Origin of the sequence: Pseudomonas sp. PAGU 2196, from assembly GCF_022179005.1 — a bacterium.
Lineage (GTDB): Bacteria > Pseudomonadota > Gammaproteobacteria > Pseudomonadales > Pseudomonadaceae > Aquipseudomonas > Aquipseudomonas kermanshahensis.
On the sequence record NZ_BNTL01000026.1, the window covers coordinates 1 to 15,353 of the forward strand.

The window sequence follows — 15,353 nt, forward strand, 5'->3', positions numbered from 1 at the left end:
GGATTCGAAACCCCGTCAACCTTTAATTTCAAAAGCGTGACATCTTGCCCTCGGCCCACGTAAGTGCGCACTATAGTGCACACCCCTACCCGCCCAAGGATCGCCGCGCAGAGATGAACACCCAACCCCGCAGCCTGGCCGCCACCCTCTTCCCTATCGGCCTGCTGCTGATCGCCATGGCATCCATACAGTCTGGTGCCTCACTGGCCAAAAGCATGTTCCCCATCATCGGCGCCCAAGGCACCACAGCCCTGCGCCTGATCTTCGCCAGTATCATCATGCTGCTCATCCTGCGCCCATGGCGCGTCCGCATGACCGCCACCACTCTGCGCAATGTCATCATCTATGGCATGGCACTTGGGGGCATGAACTTCCTCTTCTATATGGCGCTACAAACAGTACCTATCGGTATCGCCGTTGCACTGGAGTTCACGGGGCCACTGGCGGTGGCGATCTTCTCCTCGCGCCGCCCTATCGACTTTCTCTGGATCGCGATGGCGATCGCCGGGCTTCTACTGTTGCTGCCAGCGGGCGATGGCGGCCAGGCTCTGGACCCGGTAGGCGCGGCGTATGCCTTGGGTGCGGGGGTGTGCTGGGCGCTGTATATCCTGTTCGGGCAACGCGCCGGCGCCGAGCACGGCATCCAGAGCGCCGCCCTCGGCGTCGTGGTCGCCGCGCTGTTCGTTGCCCCGATCGGGGTGATTCATGCCGGCAGCGCACTGCTCACCCCAGCAGTCATTCCGATGGCACTGGGTGTCGCGATACTGTCCACCGCCCTGCCCTATAGCCTGGAAATGGTTGCCCTGACCCGCATGCCTGCACGCACCTTCGGCACCCTGATGAGCATCGAGCCGGCGTTTGGCGCACTTTCAGGCCTTCTGTTCCTCGGCGAGGTATTGAGCACTACCCAATGGCTCGCGATTCTCGCCATCATCGTCGCGTCTGTAGGCACCACGTTGTCAATGCGCCAGACGCCAACCCCACCCGTCGCCGCCGACTGATATGAGAACTATTTTCATTTGAGATGGGATTAGTGATTGTAGCGGCCCGCCTCGCTGATTAAGCTGTCACACAGAATCAATAACTTTACGCGATCTGGTGGACCGAAGACGGACGCTGGGGATTTTTCAGGAAGACAGCAGTGACAACGACAGGGCCCGACAAATGATCCGCCCTGCATTTAAGGAAGGGAATGAAACGTATTTTGCTCATTCTGGCCATTTTGGCTATTGCTGGATGTGCCGCCACGGCCAAGACTGAGGTCAAAAAGGGGAAGAAAGGCCTGCATATCAATTGCTCCGGCCTCTCCTCATCGTGGGATAACTGCTACAGCAAGGCCGCCACCTCCTGCAGCACCCGCGGTTACAAAGTCATTGCTCGCTCCGGCGATACCGACGAAGAGCAAGGCGATTACCTGTTCGGTATCAATCCAGCTGGCTATACCAGCCGCAGCATGATCGTCATCTGCAAGTGATGACCACCAGGCATTGAGTTCAAAGGGGCAGCGCGAGCGCTGCCCCTTTTTATTCGTCATCACAGCGGCGCGGTACGCGCCTGTAGCCATGCCAGGGCCTCGCCCTTCAACAGCGGCGCAAGACGCTCATGCACACTCGCGTGGTAACCGTTCAGCCACGCCAACTCTTCCTTGGCAAGCAACTCGGGCAACAGGCAGCGTGTGTCGATCGGGCACAGCGTCAAGGTCTCGAAGTTCAGGAAATCGCCGAACACACTCTTGCCCGCTTCCCGGCTAACCACCAGGTTCTCAATGCGCACGCCCCACTCACGCGGCCGGTAAGTACCCGGCTCGATCGAACTGATCATGCCCGCCTGCATGGCCGTTTGGGGCGTGGGCGCCGCCTGATAGGCTATCACCTGCGGCCCCTCGTGGACGTTCATGAAGTAACCCACGCCATGGCCGGTGCCGTGGCCATAGTCCACCTGATCGGCCCAGATCGGTGCCCGGGCAATGGCATCGAGCAGCGGCGAGAGGATCCCGCGGGGGAAGGTAGCGCGCGATAACGCAATCATGCCCTTGAGCACACGCGTGCAATCCTGCTTCTGCTCGAGCGTAGGGTTACCCACCGGCACCATCCGGGTAATGTCAGTAGTCCCCCCCAGGTACTGCCCCCCGGAATCGATCAGCAGTAAACCGTCACCTTCGATGACCGCATGCGACTGCTCGGTGGCGCGGTAATGAGGCATCGCACCATTGCCATTAAAGGCGGCGATGGTCGAGAAACTCAACGACACGAAGTCTGGACGGCGGGCACGGGCGGCGCTCAATCGCTCATCGACCGTCAGCTCGGTAATGACCTCATGGCCCAGAGCCCCCTCGAACCAGGCGAAAAATTCGCACAAGGCGGCGCCGTCCTGCTCCATGGCCCGGCGAATATGCACAAGATCATCCTCACCCTTGCACGACTTGCTCAGCGTGGTGGGGTTAACCCCCTCGACCAGCTCAACGCCTGAGGCCAGGTTTTCCAGCAAACCGCAGGTGACACGCGCCGGATCGACCAACAGGCGACTGCCTGAAGGCACGGCGCCCAGGGCCTGACCGATTTCGGCATAGTCACGCACCTCAATCCCATCAACCGACAACACATGGCGCAGATGATCATCGACCTTTTCCTGGCCAACGAACACCGTCGCCTGCTGCTGACTGATCAGGGCAAAGGAAACAAAGACTGGGTTGTAGGACACATCACTGCCACGCAGATTGAAGAGCCAGGCGATGTCATCCAGGGTGGCTATGAAATGCCAGTCAGCGCCCTTGGCCTTCAATGCCTCACGCAACTGGGCGAGTTTGTCTGCCCGGTTCTGCGTGGCATGCGGCGGCAAGTGTTGGTAGACCGGGTTGCTCGGCAGCGACGGGCGCCCCTCCCAAACCTTGCCAAGCACGTCGTTGTTCGTGACCAGCCGCACATCCCGGGCCTTCAGACGCTCACCCAGCAAACGCGCCGACGCCAAGGCCATGACAGCACCGTCCACTGCCACAACGCCCTTTGGCTCGACATGCTCACCCAGCCATTCCAGCGCGCCCGGCTTGCCTGGCAGCAGCTTCATCAGTTCGATGCCGCTGCCTGCCAGCTCGTGCTCGGCCTGCTCCCAATAGCGGCTGTCAACCCAGAGTCCGGCAAAACCCGCCGTGACCACCAGCGTGCCGACCGACCCTTGAAAACCGGACAGCCATTGGCGCCCCTGCCAGAAACCAGGCAGGTACTCGGAAAGATGAGGGTCGGCCGAGGGCACCAGCAGCGCATCGACCCCCTCTGCGGCCATGGCCTTACGCACCCGCGCCAGGCGCTCTGGCACAGCTTGCTCTATCGTGGTCTGAACGTTCATGCGCACTCCTGCGAAAACATCTCTACTGATTTCAGACTATCGATAATGGTACAGCCACCCCCGCCCTGCAATCACGGCGACCGGCCTGCGGCATGCATTGCCCATCACGCCCTCTGCAATCAGGACATTTCCTACAGCAGAACCAGGACCACCGATCACATCCTGCTGAACTTCCCAAAAACCCCGGCTTCACACCAAGTACATTCATTGCAGACAGGCCACCCTCTATGCCCGCTGCCGGTGACGCGAAAACCGCCGTTGTGCTGCTCGACACCCGCCAGCACACGCCTGACCATGAACATGCTGTACACCTCAAGCTTGCCGATGGCCTGGCGCAGCTGCTGGGTTGCACACACGTGCATCTCGACCCGCCCTCCACGCCCAGCGACCGCTACTACTACCTGCCGACCGAGACGCTGATCGACCCGCAGCGCCATGCAGCCTTGGGTATCCGCACCGAACAGGACCTGTTCGGCGGGCTGGTCGCTTTTCCTTATATGGCGACCAAGGCGATTTCCCACCCGCTGCCGGCCGCCGCCAGCTTCCCCCCTGGCTGGACCGACGCCTTCGCCCTTCAGGCCAGTGATGCGCTGTTGCGTGGCTATACCGTATTCAGCAAGGCCGACGCTCGCAATGCCGCACGCTTGCTCCTGCTTGATGGCCCTCTACGGATCAAGCCGGTGCTGGCCTGTGCCGGGCGGGGGCAGCAGGTCATCGACACACTGGATGCGCTGGAGCCGTTACTGGCCGACATGGATGACCAAGACCTCGCCGTCTGGGGGTTGGTGCTCGAAGAAGACCTGAGCGAGGTGCAGACCTTCAGTGTTGGCCAAGTGCGTGTCGCCGGCCTGACCTGTAGCTACCACGGCACTCAGCAACTGACGCACGACCACCAGGGCACAGAGGTCTATGGCGGCTCCGATCTGGTCGTAGTGCGCGGTGATTACCAGGCGTTGCTGCAACTGCCGTTGGAAGACCACCTGCGCCTGGCGATCAACCAAGCCATGGTCTACGAACGTGCCGCGGAGCAGCACTTCCCAGGCTTCATGGCGTCAAGACGTAACTACGACATTGCCCGCGGCACCACCGCCCAAGGCCATGTACGCAGCGGCGTGCTTGAACAATCCTGGCGTCTGGGCGGTGCCAGCAGTGCAGAACTGCTGGCCCTGCAGGCCTTCGCCGCTGAGCCGACACTGCAGCGAGTGCGTGCTTCGACCCATGAAGTGTTCGGCACGCCCGACCTGCCCACTGACGCCACTCTCTTCTACCAAGGAATCGACAGTGAACTCGGACAACTCAGCAAATTTGCGCGGATTCGCGAACATGAGCATTCAGAGTGAGACCATTGAGCTGCACGTCGAGAACGACAGCATCGTCGGCACCCTAGTCAGCCCTGGCAGCAAGATGCCCGGCATACTCTTCGTCCACGGCTGGGGCGGAAGCCAGCAACGCGACCTGGCCCGCGCACGGCACATTACCGGCCTGGGGTGCGTGTGCATGACCTTCGACTTGCGCGGGCATGAAAAGACCGAAAGCCAACGCCTGACCGTCACCCGCGAACAGAACCTCAACGACCTGCTGGCAGCCTACGACCGCCTGGTCAGTCACCCCAGCGTGGACAGCAACTCCATCGCCATCATTGGCAGCAGTTATGGCGGTTACCTGGCCACCTTGTTGACGCGGTTGCGGGCAGTAAGGTGGCTGGCAATGCGGGTGCCTGCCCTGTACTGGGACGATGAGTGGGAAACCCCCAAGCAAACCCTTGATCGGCAGCGGCTGAATGCCTACCGCCAGCGCCAGCTTGGCCCGGCGGACAACCGCGCACTGGCCGCGTGCGCCGAATTCGGCGGCGATGTGTTACTGGTGGAGTCCGAACATGATGACTATGTACCCCACAGCACACTGATGAGCTACCGCTCGGCATTCATCAGCGCCCATTCGCTGACCCACCGCATCGTCGACGGTGCCGACCACGCCTTGTCCAGCGAAGAAAGCCAGAAAGCCTACAGCTCGATTCTCGCGTCTTGGATCAGCGAGATGGTCATTGGCGCACGCCTGGACCGCTACCCACACTACGCGCCCTGGTATGCCTAAGGCTCACCGACCTGGCAGTGCAGGCCACCGTCGGCATTGCGGACCAGGCTACGCAATGTCTGGTAGGCCGCGAAGTTGACGCCCCGCGCCTGGTGCTGGCACAGCAGGTCGAGAAAGGGTTCTTCAACGAAACGGTCGGCGGCCGCCACCCAGGCCTGGCGCGATTGCCATTGCAAGTACTGGAGGACCCGGCTGCCATCGTCACTGGCCTGGATGCTCACGCCCTGCAAGCCCTCACAACCTGCGGCCAATGCTTCGCTGCGCACCACCAGGGCCTGGGCCAACGCCACTTGCTGCAGCGCAGGCACTTCGTATTCGATCATCTGGGTAAACCACAGAGAATGAGGCGTTGCCGTCATGAAAAGTCTCCTTGCTCCGGACGCCCTTGGCGTGATGCTGAGCAGGGTAAAACCTCAAGTTAAGTCAAGGTCAAGTGTTTTTTGCTGGCGCAGGAGCGACCGCTGGCTCAACCTGAAACCGCAAAGCGTCGTCGATACTCACTGGGCGTCAAACCGGTGATGCGCTGAAACACTTTGCGGAAAGCGCCCGGGTCCTGATAACCCACACCCCAGGCGATTTGTTCGACATTGCGCCGGGTAAACTCCAGCAACCGACACGCACGCCCAACCCGTACTTGCTGGCAATACTCGGTCGGCCGTAAACCGGTGGCAGCTCGAAAGCGCCGCAGAAAGGTCCGCTCCTCAAGGCCTGCACAAGCGGCCATGGCGGCCAGGTCGGCATCCTGCCCACCATTGCCCTGTAACCAGTGCTGCACTTTGAGCACTGCCTCATCGCCATGGTCCAGGCGGGGGTTGAACAATGCACCCGGCAACGGCGCCGCCACGGGTTCGACAGCCAGGTAGCGAGCCGTCTCGCGCGCCACCGTCGCCCCCATGAACCGCTCCAGAAGGCGCAAGCCCAGCTCGGTCCAGGCCATCAGCCCGGCCGACGTCATGATGTCACCGTCGTCCAGCAGCGGCTGGTTCGCCTCCACCCGCACCAATGGAAAACGCTGTGCAAGCGCTTGCACGTAGTTCCAATGGGTACAGGCCGGGCGCCCGTCGAGCAGCCCACTGGCCGCGATGAAAAACACGCCGATGCACACCGACGCCAGCACCGTGCCGCGCCCGTGGAGCTGATTCAAGGGCAGGCGATGGCGCGCAAGCAGCTCAGCGTGTGGCGCCGAGTCCAGGCTTGGCGGAATGATCATCACCCTCAGCGCCGTGGCCGCCTCGAAGCCGCTATCCTCAACCCACTGCAACAACCCCGCTTCATCGACCTGCCAGTGGCTGACGCGGATCTGCGGCAGCTCGACAGCGCCCAACTCGGCGGCAACTCGGTTGGCCACCGTGAACAGGTCGGTCAGGCCATGCACGGCCGCACGCTGCGCCCCTGGGTAGAGCAGCAGGCCGATGTCCAGGCGCGCAGGGTTGTCAGTTTTTGCCCTCATTGTGTCGGTCGTGCCAATCCTCAGGTCGAAGCGCACAGCCTATAACTATCGTCATCCAACGACCACTGCCGCAGGAGGCAACATGAGCAAGCAAGCGCTGATCATCATCGACATCCAGAACGACTATTTCCCCGGTGGCAAATGGACCCTCGACGGCGCAGACCAGGCAGCCGACAACGCCGCCCGGCTGTTGGCGGCCGCGCGTGAGCGGGGCGACCTGGTGGTGCATGTGCGGCATGAGTTCGAAAGTGCCGATGCGCCGTTCTTCGCACCGGACTCCCCCGGCGCGGCCATCCACGCCAAGGTGCAACCCAAGGCGGGCGAGCCGGTGGTGCTCAAGCACAAGGTCAATGCGTTTCTCGGTACCGACCTCAAGCACACGCTGGACCAGCAAGGGATCGAGGCACTGACCATCGTCGGCAGCATGAGCCACATGTGCATCGATGCAGCGACCCGCGCCGCCGCCGATTATGGCTACGACGTGACCGTGGCTCACGACGCCTGCGCGACCTTGCCGCTGGCGTTCGATGGCAAACAGGTGCCGGCGGCCCATGTACACGACTCGGCAATGGCGGCCCTGGCGTTTGCCTACGCCAAGGTGGTGAAGACCGATGATCTGCTCGGCAAATGATCGCGCCCCGCCTTTAAGGCGAGTGTCAGATCACCACATTGCGCACAAAGCGCACCGCTACGGCGCCATCGTTGCGGTAGGCGTAGCGGCGGTTGCTGGGGAAGACATGAAATTGGCCAACCTGCAGGCAATACTCGGCCTGTTCGATGACTAATGTGAGCTGCCCTTCGGCCACATAGATCTGCTCGCTCCAGCCATCGGCATCGGCCTCGCTGACATAGCACTCGCCCGGTGCCAGGGTCCACTCCCACAGTTCGACCTCACGCCGGGCGGTGCTGCTCCCCAGCAGCACTGCCTTGCTTTGCGGATGTTCACCGGCCCAGGCCAGTTCGTCAATGCGGCTGGGGTCCCGCCGCTCGGGCGCCTGGATCAACGTACTGAACGCCACCCCCAAGGCCTCGGCGATCAAATCGAGCGTGGTAAGGCTGACATTCTTCTCACCCGCCTCGATCGCCACCAACATGCGTCGGCTGACGCCAGAACGCTCGGCCAAGGCAGACTGGCTCATACCCGCTGCGTGACGCAGGCTGCGTACGTTGAGGCTAACATGCTGTAACACCGATGCCCGGTGCGTGGAATTTTTGTGCACTGTATTGCTCGCTGATCGTGACTGCGCAGTATACTGCCCACTTTGCGCAGATTGTGCGCCGCCCCCTCCGAGTGCGCAAGACCATGAGCCAACCCACCTGCAAGCCCAATACACGCGTTTCTTTGCGCCTGAGCAAAGCCGAACTGATGCTGGTGTTCATCACCATGCTGTGGGGTGGCACCTTCTTGCTGGTGCATAACGTGATGACGGTCAGCGGCCCGATGTTCTTCGTCGGCCTGCGCTTTGCTGCGGCGGCGTTGTTCGTTGGCGCGATCTCGGCACGCGCGCTGTCGGGGCTGACCTTTACCGAACTCAAGGCGGGCGTACTGATCGGCGTCTCGATCATGCTCGGCTACGGCTTGCAGACCATGGGCCTGCAAACCATCAGCAGCAGCCAGTCCGCGTTCATCACCGCGCTGTATGTACCCTTCGTGCCGTTGTTGCAATGGCTAGTGCTTGGCCGTCGCCCCGGCCTGATGCCGAGCCTCGGCATCTGCCTGGCATTCCTTGGCCTGATGTTGCTGGCAGGGCCGGAAGGCGGCAGCTTGCACTTCAGCGAAGGCGAGATGGTGACCCTGGTCAGCGCCATCGCCATCGCCGGCGAGATCATCCTGATCAGCCGCTATGCCGGCCAGGTCGATGTGCGCCGCGTGACCGTGGTGCAGCTGGCCACCGCGTCGTTGCTGTCATTCCTGATGATCGTGCCGACCCAGGAGCGCCTCCCCGACTTCTCCTGGCTGTTGGTGATGAGTGCGGTGGGGCTCGGCGCCATGAGCGCAGTGATCCAGCTGGCCATGAACTGGGCACAAAAGTCGGTTTCACCCACCCGCGCCACGCTGATCTACGCGGGCGAGCCTGTGTGGGCCGGGATCGTTGGGCGCATCGCCGGCGAGCGTCTGCCCGGTGTGGCGTTGATTGGCGGGCTGCTGATCGTGATCGCCGTGGTGGTCAGCGAATTGAAGGTGCGCCGCCCCCGCGAAAGCGCCACAACGCGCGAAGCGCAGGAGGAAGCCGAGCACCAAACAGGCCTGTAAACCCGCCAACTCCAGCTATGCTTTGTAAAAAACTGTTATAAAAAAATACCTTGTAACACCGTATTTGTACGATTCTGCGACAGCTTGCGTGTTGGTGATCAACTGCTCGGCACGTATGATCCTTGGCAAACCTCTCCAGAATAGAACGCTATGTCCTTGATAGTGCTATTGCTTCTGCCGTTCGTGGGCAGTTGCCTGGCAGCCGTGCTGCCGCACAACGCACGAAACGCCGAGTCCATACTCGCCGGGCTTGTCGCCTTGGTCGGTACGGTCCAGGTAGCACTGCTGTACCCCCAAGTTGCCCACGGTGGCGTGATTCGCGAGGAATTCCTCTGGCTGCCCAGCCTGGGGTTGAACCTTGTATTGCGCATGGACGGCTTCGCCTGGCTGTTCTCGCTGCTGGTACTGGGCATCGGCACACTGGTGTCGCTGTACGCCCGCTACTACATGTCGCCGCAGGATCCGGTACCGCGCTTCTTCGCCTTCTTCCTCGCGTTCATGGGCGCCATGCTGGGCCTGGTGATCTCCGGCAACCTGATCCAGCTGGTGTTCTTCTGGGAGCTGACCAGCCTGTTCTCGTTCCTGCTGATCGGCTATTGGCACCACCGCGCCGACGCCCGCCGCGGCGCCTACATGGCGCTGATGGTCACCGGTGCCGGCGGCCTGTGCTTGCTGGTCGGGGCGTTACTACTGGGCCATGTGGTCGGCAGCTACGACCTGGACAAGGTCCTGGCTGCCGGCGACCTCATCCGCCAGCACGCGCTGTACCCGGTGCTGCTGCCTTTGATCCTGATTGGCGCCTTGAGCAAGAGTGCGCAGTTCCCCTTCCAGTTCTGGCTGCCCCACGCGATGGCAGCACCCACGCCGGTCTCCGCCTATCTGCATTCGGCAACCATGGTCAAGGCCGGGGTGTTCCTGCTGGCGCGGCTTTGGCCTGTGCTGTCAGGCAGCGAGGAGTGGTTCTGGATCGTCGGCGGCGCCGGCGCCATCACACTGCTGCTCGGCGCCTTCGCCGCGATGTTTCAGAACGACCTCAAGGGCCTGCTGGCCTACTCCACCATCAGCCACCTGGGCCTGATCACCCTGCTGCTGGGCCTCAACAGCCCACTGGCAGCGGTCGCCGCGGTGTTCCATATTCTCAACCATGCCACCTTCAAGGCCTCGCTGTTCATGGCCGCCGGCATCATCGACCACGAGAGCGGCACACGCGATATCCGACGGCTTAGCGGCCTGATCCGCCTGGTGCCCTACACCGCGACCCTGGCCATGGTAGCCAGCGCTTCGATGGCCGGCGTGCCGCTGATGAACGGCTTCCTGTCCAAAGAGATGTTCTTCGCCGAAACGGTATTCATCAGCTCCACCGCCTGGGTCGAAACCGCCCTGCCGGTAATCGCCACCCTGGCCGGTACATTCAGCGTGGCCTACGCCCTGCGCTTCACGGTCGATGTGTTCTTCGGGCCACCCGCCCAGGACCTGCCCCACACCCCCCACGAACCGCCGCGCTGGATGCGTGCGCCGGTCGAGTTGCTGGTGCTCACCTGCCTGGTGGTCGGTATTTTCCCCGCGCAGTCGGTAGGCCCGCTGCTGGCGGCGGCAGCCCTGCCGGTGGTGGGCGGTACGTTACCGGAATACAGCCTGGCCATCTGGCACGGCTGGAATGCACCCTTGATCATGAGCCTGATCGCCATGAGCGGCGGGATCGTGCTGTACCTGCTGCTGCGCAAGCAGTTGCGCCTGGGGCGTTTCCCTTATCCGCCGCTGATCGAGCGTTTCAATGGCAAGCGCCTGTTCGAGCATGGCCAGGTCCACCTGATGCTGCTGGCCCGGCGAATCGAAAACCTGCTGACCTCGCGCCGCTTGCAATCGCAGCTGTTCATGCTGGTGCTGGCGGCGTTTCTGGCCGGCCTCACACCCATGCTCTACAGCGGCCTGACCTGGGGCGAGCGCCCGAAAATTCCGGGCTCCGGTGTCTTTGTCGCACTCTGGCTGATCGCCATCGCCTGCGCCATCGGCGCCGCCTACCAAGCCAAGTATCACCGCCTGGCCGCCTTGATCATGGTCAGTGTCTGCGGCCTGATGACCTGCATCACCTTCGTCTGGTTCTCGGCGCCCGACCTGGCCCTGACTCAACTGGTTGTGGAAGTGGTCACCACCGTGCTGATCCTGCTCGGCCTGCGTTGGCTGCCGCGCCGTATCGAGGGCGTTTCGCCGCTGCCCGGCAGCCTGGAGCGCGCCCGCATGCGTCGCCTGCGCGACCTGTTGCTGGCCGTGCTGGTAGGCGGCGGCATGGCGATTCTGTCCTATGCCATGCTGACCCGGCCGACCCCCAACGACATTTCTTCGTTCTACCTAAGCCGCGCCCTGCCCCAGGGCGGCGGCACCAATGTGGTCAATGTGATGCTGGTCGATTTCCGCGGCTTCGACACCCTCGGTGAAATCACCGTGCTGGTCGCCGTGGCCCTGACCGTATTCGCCCTGCTGCGACGCTTCCGCCCCCCCAAAGAGAGCATGCAGCTGCCCGCCCAGCAACGCCAGCTGGCGCCCGACGTGGTCACTGACCTGATCAACCCGCGCCACGCTACAGACACCGCGCTGGGCTTCATGATGGTGCCTGCGGTGCTGGTGCGGCTGTTGCTGCCGATCGCCCTGCTGGTATCGATGTACCTGTTCATGCGCGGCCACAACCAGCCGGGCGGCGGCTTTGTCGCAGGCCTGGTGATGTCGGTGGCGTTCATCCTGCAGTACATGGTCGCCGGTACCCAGTGGGTCGAAGCGCAGATGAGCCTGCGCCCGCTGCGCTGGATGGGCACCGGCCTGCTCTGCGCCACCCTGACCGGGGTAGGCGCCATGCTGCTGGGCTACCCCTTCCTGACCACGCACACCGCCCACTTGCACCTGCCTGTGCTGGGTGATGTGCATGTGGCCAGCGCGCTGTTCTTCGACGTCGGCGTGTACACCGTGGTGGTCGGCTCGACCCTGCTGATCCTCACTGCCCTGGCGCACCAATCGGTGCGCGCCTACCGCCCGGGCAACCCGTCGAAATCCAGCCAAGCAGGAGCCGCCTGATGGAAGAAGTCATTGCAGTTGCCATCGGTGTACTGGCCGCCTCCGGGGTGTGGTTGATCCTGCGCCCACGGACCTATCAGGTGATCATGGGCCTGTGCCTGTTGTCGTACGGGGTCAACCTGTTCATCTTCAGCATGGGCAGCCTGTTCATCGGCAAGGAACCGATCATCAAGGACGGCGTCACCCAAGACTTGCTGCATTACACCGACCCGCTCCCGCAAGCCTTGGTGCTCACCGCCATCGTCATCAGCTTCGCCATGACCGCGCTGTTTCTGGTCGTGCTGCTGGCCTCGCGCGGCTTGACCGGTACCGACCACGTCGATGGCCGGGAGCGTGACGAATGAGTGGTATGAGTCAACTGATCGTCGCGCCCATCCTGCTGCCCCTCATCACGGCGGCAATCATGCTGTTGCTGGGCGAGAAACACCGGCGGATCAAGGCGCGGCTTAACCTGCTGTCCACCTTCGCTGGCCTGGCCATCGCGGTCAGCCTGCTGCTGTGGGTCCGTACCCAGGGCCAAGCCGAATCGATCGGTGTCTACCTGCCGGGCAACTGGCCTGCACCGTTTGGCATCGTGCTGGTGGTGGACCACCTGTCTGCCTTGCTGCTGACCCTGACCGGCATCATCGGCTTCAGCGCACTGCTGTTTGCCCGGGCCCGGTGGGACAGTGCCGGCGCCAGCTTCCACGCGCTGTTCCAAATCCAGCTGATGGGACTGTACGGTGCCTTCCTGACCGCCGACTTGTTCAACCTGTTCGTGTTCTTCGAGGTGCTGCTGGCCGCGTCCTACGGTTTGCTGCTGCATGGCTCGGGGCGTGCCAGGGTCAAGGCGGGCTTGCACTATATCGCCATCAACCTGTTCGCTTCGTCGTTGTTCCTGGTGGGCGCGGCGATGCTCTATGGCGTGACAGGCACCCTGAACATGGCCGACCTTGCGCTGAAGATCCCGCTGGTGCCAGAGGCCGACCGAGGCCTGCTGCATGCAGGCGCCGCCATCCTCGCCATGGCGTTTCTGGCCAAGGCCGGTATCTGGCCGCTGAATTTCTGGCTGGTGCCGGCCTACGCCTCGGCCAGCGCACCGGTTGCCGCGCTGTTCGCGATCATGACCAAGGTCGGCCTGTATGCCGTGCTGCGCCTGTGGACGCTGCTGTTCTCCGGGCAGGCCGGCGCCTCCGCGCAGTTTGGCGGCGAGTGGCTGGTGTACGGGGGGCTGGTCACACTGGCCGTGGCCGCGGTCTCGATACTGGCCGCACAGCGCCTGGAGCGCATGGCTGCCCTGAGCATCCTGGTGTCCGCCGGCACCCTGCTCGCGGCCGTCGGCTTTGCCCAGCCGGCGTTAACGGGTGCGGCCTTGTTCTACCTGGTCAACTCGACCCTGGCGTTGTGCGCGTTGTTCCTGCTCGCCGAACTGGTCGAGCGCTCGCGTTCAGCCAATGAAGCGCCGCTGGATGACGAAGAAGATGCCATGCCTTCGCCCCTGGAATCGCTGCACCCACCCAAGGGCATCAACCTCGATGATGAACAAAAGGTGGTGATCGGGCAGATCATCCCTTGGACCATGGCCTTCCTCGGCCTGAGCTTCATCGCCTGCGCGCTGCTGATCATCGGCATGCCGCCGCTGTCGGGCTTCGTCGGCAAACTCAACCTGATCAACGCGCTGTTCAACCCGCTGGGGCTGGGTATCGCGCCGGAGCAACCGCTGACAGCGGCAGGTTGGGGCCTGGTGGCACTGCTGGTGCTGTCCGGCATGGCGTCGCTGATCGCCTTCGGCCGCGTGGGCATCCAGCGTTTCTGGAAGCCCGAAGAGCGCCCCTCGCCGCTGCTGCGTCGTTATGAATGCCTGCCGATCGTCATCCTGCTGGGCCTGTGCATCATCCTCAGCCTCAAGGCCGAGCCGCTGCTGCGCTACACCCAGGACACGGCGGCCAGCCTGCAGGCACCCGACACCTATATCAAAGCGGTGATGGCCGCTCGGCCCATCCCCGGCCCGACCTCCCTCGACGTGGAGGTACTGCCATGAAGCGCCTGTTTCCCGCCCCACTGCTGTCGGTCTCGCTGTTCGGCCTGTGGTTGCTGCTGAACCTGTCGGTCAGCGCCGGCAACCTGCTGCTGGGTGCCATCCTCGGCATTTTTGCACCTCTGCTAATGGCCCCCCTACGCCCTCAGCACGCCCATGTGCAGCGGCCTTGGGTGATTGCCAAGTTGATTGGCCGGGTCGGCCTGGATGTGATCGTGTCCAACCTGTTGGTGGCCCGCGGCGTTCTGCGTGCAGGCAAGCAGCCGCCGCGCTCGGCATTCGTGCACATTCCGCTGGCCTTGCGCGATGCCCATGGCTTGGCTGCCCTGTCGATGATCACCACGGTGGTACCTGGCACGGTCTGGTCCGAACTGGCGTTGGACCGCAGCGTGCTGTTGCTGCATGTGTTCGACCTTGAGGATGAAGCCGCCTTCATCGAGCATTTCAAGCACACCTACGAACGCCCGCTGATGGAGATTTTCCAATGACAGGCCTGCTTGCCAACGCTGTACTCGCCAGCCTGTTCATCTTCGCCCTGGCCATGGCCCTTGCACTGATCCGGTTGTTCCGCGGCCCGTCCGCCCAGGACCGGGTACTGGCACTGGACTACCTGTACATCCTGGCCATGCTGACGATGCTGGTGCTGGGGATCCGTTATGCCAGCGACACCTACTTCGAAGGTGCCCTGCTGATTGCACTGTTCGGCTTTGTCGGCTCGTTCGCCCTGGCCAAGTTCCTGCTACGTGGTGAGGTGATCGAATGACCGAAGCGCTACAACTGCCCTTCTGGCTTGAACTGGTCACCGCTGCGCTGCTGCTGATCGGCAGCCTGTTCGCCCTGATCGGTGCCGTGGGCCTAGTGCGCCTGAAGGATTACTTTCAGCGCATGCACCCACCCGCGCTGGCCTCCACCATTGGCGCTTGGTGTGTTGCCCTGGCCTCGATCATCTACTTTTCGTGGCTTAAAGAAGGGCCCGTTCTGCACGCCTGGCTGATCCCGATCCTGTTGTCGATCACGGTGCCGGTCACCACACTCTTGCTGGCCAGGGCTGCGCTGTTTCGCAAGCGGATGTCCAAAGAGGCGGTACCTGAAGAAGTCAGTAGCGGCAGCGACCGCGGCCATTGACCGGT

16 protein-coding genes are annotated in these 15,353 nt (G+C 62.8%); 12 read left to right on the forward strand and 4 right to left on the reverse strand.

Features of this window, described 5'->3' with window-relative positions; translation table 11 throughout:
• Positions 1–113 precede the first annotated feature (113 nt).
• Together rhtA and MFF34_RS20850 are read left to right on the forward strand one after the other, a co-directional pair.
• Positions 114–1,001: a threonine/homoserine exporter RhtA gene (rhtA, locus tag MFF34_RS20845; RefSeq protein WP_027596535.1), complete on the forward strand. Its 888-nt coding sequence runs from the start codon at positions 114–116 to the stop codon at positions 999–1,001.
• Between the two features lie 191 nt (positions 1,002–1,192).
• Positions 1,193–1,474, forward strand: coding sequence for a hypothetical protein (locus MFF34_RS20850; RefSeq protein ID WP_027596536.1), 282 nt, complete (start codon positions 1,193–1,195; stop codon positions 1,472–1,474).
• A gap of 59 nt (positions 1,475–1,533) precedes the next feature.
• Here MFF34_RS20850 and MFF34_RS20855 read toward each other — a convergent pair whose 3' ends face one another.
• Entirely contained in the window at positions 1,534–3,342 is a 1,809-nt protein-coding gene (locus MFF34_RS20855) for an aminopeptidase P family protein (protein ID WP_238216211.1), read from the reverse strand.
• 227 nt (positions 3,343–3,569) lie between these two features.
• Here MFF34_RS20855 and MFF34_RS20860 point away from each other — a divergent pair, with 227 nt between their 5' ends.
• Together MFF34_RS20860 and MFF34_RS20865 are read left to right on the forward strand one after the other, a co-directional pair.
• Positions 3,570–4,682, forward strand: a complete 1,113-nt coding sequence (locus MFF34_RS20860) for a DUF3182 family protein (protein ID WP_238216213.1) — start codon at positions 3,570–3,572, stop codon at positions 4,680–4,682.
• Positions 4,666–5,436: a S9 family peptidase gene (locus MFF34_RS20865; protein WP_238216215.1), complete on the forward strand. Its 771-nt coding sequence runs from the start codon at positions 4,666–4,668 to the stop codon at positions 5,434–5,436. The genes MFF34_RS20860 and MFF34_RS20865 overlap by 17 nt, the downstream gene beginning before the upstream one ends.
• On the opposite strand, the gene MFF34_RS20870 is transcribed toward MFF34_RS20865, so the two are convergent.
• Positions 5,433–5,795, reverse strand: coding sequence for an antibiotic biosynthesis monooxygenase (locus MFF34_RS20870; RefSeq protein WP_238216217.1), 363 nt, complete (start codon positions 5,793–5,795; stop codon positions 5,433–5,435). The two genes, MFF34_RS20865 and MFF34_RS20870, sit on opposite strands and share 4 nt — an antisense overlap.
• A 107-nt stretch (positions 5,796–5,902) precedes the next feature.
• Positions 5,903–6,886, reverse strand: coding sequence for a GlxA family transcriptional regulator (locus MFF34_RS20875; RefSeq protein ID WP_238216219.1), 984 nt, complete (start codon positions 6,884–6,886; stop codon positions 5,903–5,905).
• A gap of 82 nt (positions 6,887–6,968) precedes the next feature.
• On the opposite strand from MFF34_RS20875, the gene MFF34_RS20880 reads away from it, so the two are divergent.
• Positions 6,969–7,517, forward strand: a complete 549-nt coding sequence (locus tag MFF34_RS20880) for a cysteine hydrolase family protein (protein ID WP_238216221.1) — start codon at positions 6,969–6,971, stop codon at positions 7,515–7,517.
• 25 nt (positions 7,518–7,542) lie between these two features.
• On the opposite strand, the gene MFF34_RS20885 is transcribed toward MFF34_RS20880, so the two are convergent.
• Positions 7,543–8,106: a helix-turn-helix domain-containing protein gene (locus MFF34_RS20885; protein WP_238216223.1), complete on the reverse strand. Its 564-nt coding sequence runs from the start codon at positions 8,104–8,106 to the stop codon at positions 7,543–7,545.
• Positions 8,107–8,189: 83 nt separating this feature from the next.
• Here MFF34_RS20885 and MFF34_RS20890 point away from each other — a divergent pair, with 83 nt between their 5' ends.
• The 7 genes from MFF34_RS20890 to MFF34_RS20920 all read left to right on the forward strand — a co-directional run bounded on the left by MFF34_RS20890 (position 8,190) and on the right by MFF34_RS20920 (position 15,348).
• Complete coding sequence (locus MFF34_RS20890; RefSeq protein WP_238216225.1) at positions 8,190–9,140, forward strand: DMT family transporter; 951 nt, start codon at positions 8,190–8,192, stop codon at positions 9,138–9,140.
• A 150-nt stretch (positions 9,141–9,290) separates the two neighbouring features.
• The gene (locus tag MFF34_RS20895) at positions 9,291–12,206 is read left to right on the forward strand and encodes a monovalent cation/H+ antiporter subunit A (protein WP_238216227.1); all 2,916 of its coding nucleotides are present in this window, start codon (positions 9,291–9,293) and stop codon (positions 12,204–12,206) included.
• Positions 12,206–12,550 carry a Na+/H+ antiporter subunit C gene (locus tag MFF34_RS20900; protein ID WP_003250128.1) on the forward strand — a complete coding sequence of 115 codons (345 nt, stop codon included), beginning with the start codon at positions 12,206–12,208 and terminating at the stop codon, positions 12,548–12,550. The genes MFF34_RS20895 and MFF34_RS20900 overlap by 1 nt, the downstream gene beginning before the upstream one ends.
• Positions 12,547–14,226 (forward strand): monovalent cation/H+ antiporter subunit D, encoded by a 1,680-nt coding sequence (locus MFF34_RS20905; protein ID WP_027596546.1) that lies wholly within the window; start codon positions 12,547–12,549, stop codon positions 14,224–14,226. The genes MFF34_RS20900 and MFF34_RS20905 overlap by 4 nt, the downstream gene beginning before the upstream one ends.
• A complete protein-coding gene (locus tag MFF34_RS20910; protein WP_027596547.1) occupies positions 14,223–14,711 on the forward strand; it encodes a Na+/H+ antiporter subunit E in 489 nt (162 codons plus the stop codon). The genes MFF34_RS20905 and MFF34_RS20910 overlap by 4 nt, the downstream gene beginning before the upstream one ends.
• Positions 14,708–14,986 carry a K+/H+ antiporter subunit F gene (locus tag MFF34_RS20915; protein ID WP_003259015.1) on the forward strand — a complete coding sequence of 93 codons (279 nt, stop codon included), beginning with the start codon at positions 14,708–14,710 and terminating at the stop codon, positions 14,984–14,986. Before MFF34_RS20910 ends, MFF34_RS20915 begins: the two co-directional genes overlap by 4 nt.
• Entirely contained in the window at positions 14,983–15,348 is a 366-nt protein-coding gene (locus MFF34_RS20920; protein ID WP_027596548.1) for a Na+/H+ antiporter subunit G, read from the forward strand. Before MFF34_RS20915 ends, MFF34_RS20920 begins: the two co-directional genes overlap by 4 nt.
• Positions 15,349–15,353: the final 5 nt, after the last annotated feature.

Coding starts and splice junctions, on each gene's coding strand:
- rhtA (WP_027596535.1), top strand. CDS start 114: ATGAACACCCAACCCCGCAGCCTGGCCGCCACCCTCTTCCCTATCGGC.
- MFF34_RS20850 (WP_027596536.1), top strand. CDS start 1,193: ATGAAACGTATTTTGCTCATTCTGGCCATTTTGGCTATTGCTGGATGT.
- MFF34_RS20855 (WP_238216211.1), bottom strand. CDS start 3,342: ATGAACGTTCAGACCACGATAGAGCAAGCTGTGCCAGAGCGCCTGGCG.
- MFF34_RS20860 (WP_238216213.1), top strand. CDS start 3,570: ATGCCCGCTGCCGGTGACGCGAAAACCGCCGTTGTGCTGCTCGACACC.
- MFF34_RS20865 (WP_238216215.1), top strand. CDS start 4,666: ATGAGCATTCAGAGTGAGACCATTGAGCTGCACGTCGAGAACGACAGC.
- MFF34_RS20870 (WP_238216217.1), bottom strand. CDS start 5,795: ATGACGGCAACGCCTCATTCTCTGTGGTTTACCCAGATGATCGAATAC.
- MFF34_RS20875 (WP_238216219.1), bottom strand. CDS start 6,886: ATGAGGGCAAAAACTGACAACCCTGCGCGCCTGGACATCGGCCTGCTG.
- MFF34_RS20880 (WP_238216221.1), top strand. CDS start 6,969: ATGAGCAAGCAAGCGCTGATCATCATCGACATCCAGAACGACTATTTC.
- MFF34_RS20890 (WP_238216225.1), top strand. CDS start 8,190: ATGAGCCAACCCACCTGCAAGCCCAATACACGCGTTTCTTTGCGCCTG.
- MFF34_RS20895 (WP_238216227.1), top strand. CDS start 9,291: ATGTCCTTGATAGTGCTATTGCTTCTGCCGTTCGTGGGCAGTTGCCTG.
- MFF34_RS20900 (WP_003250128.1), top strand. CDS start 12,206: ATGGAAGAAGTCATTGCAGTTGCCATCGGTGTACTGGCCGCCTCCGGG.
- MFF34_RS20905 (WP_027596546.1), top strand. CDS start 12,547: ATGAGTGGTATGAGTCAACTGATCGTCGCGCCCATCCTGCTGCCCCTC.
- MFF34_RS20910 (WP_027596547.1), top strand. CDS start 14,223: ATGAAGCGCCTGTTTCCCGCCCCACTGCTGTCGGTCTCGCTGTTCGGC.
- MFF34_RS20915 (WP_003259015.1), top strand. CDS start 14,708: ATGACAGGCCTGCTTGCCAACGCTGTACTCGCCAGCCTGTTCATCTTC.
- MFF34_RS20920 (WP_027596548.1), top strand. CDS start 14,983: ATGACCGAAGCGCTACAACTGCCCTTCTGGCTTGAACTGGTCACCGCT.